Origin of the sequence: Mesorhizobium sp. M7A.F.Ca.CA.002.09.1.1 (assembly GCF_003998555.1) — a bacterium.
GTDB lineage: Bacteria > Pseudomonadota > Alphaproteobacteria > Rhizobiales > Rhizobiaceae > Mesorhizobium > Mesorhizobium ciceri.
Genome location: NZ_RZRR01001643.1, coordinates 1 through 409, shown reverse-complemented (window position 1 = coordinate 409; position 409 = coordinate 1). Strand labels below are relative to the sequence as shown.

At 67.5% G+C, this 409-nt stretch carries 1 protein-coding gene and 1 pseudogene; one reads left to right on the top strand and one right to left on the bottom strand.

The features are described from left to right. Window positions 1-246, top strand: a pseudogene (locus EN994_RS35125) (hypothetical protein); the annotation flags it as partial. Between the two features lie 14 nt (window positions 247-260). Here EN994_RS35125 and EN994_RS35120 read toward each other — a convergent pair. Then, on the bottom strand, window positions 261-409 hold a 149-nt coding region (locus tag EN994_RS35120), incomplete at its 5' end, for a putative PEP-binding protein (RefSeq protein WP_164746610.1).

Sequence of the window (409 nt, the reverse complement as noted above, 5' to 3'; positions counted from 1 at the left end):
GCCGAGACCGTGCCGGGAACGCCGGCGGGCGGCCGGGCGCTCGACATAAGCTGCCTGGCGCCGCTCGCTTTGGCCTGCGGCCTGGCGACCACCGGCAGCGACGGCGCGCCGGAGCCGGACATGCTGGAGATCGCGATCCTGGCGGCGGATATTCGCCACGATCGCATCGTTCAGGCTTGCGCCAAGGCAAACCCGATCGCTGAGCTGACACCGGTCTTCGCCACCTTGCTTGCCCATCTGCCGTAGTCAGCCGGCCTGGGCTAGCCTTCAGCGGCCATGGCCATGATCGCTTTCTTGGCGCGCTGGATCGAAGCCGGGCTCATCGAGAGTTCGGTCAGCCCCATCTTCACGAAGGTCGCAATCAGATCCGGACGGCCGGCCGCCTCACCGCACATGCCGACCATGATAC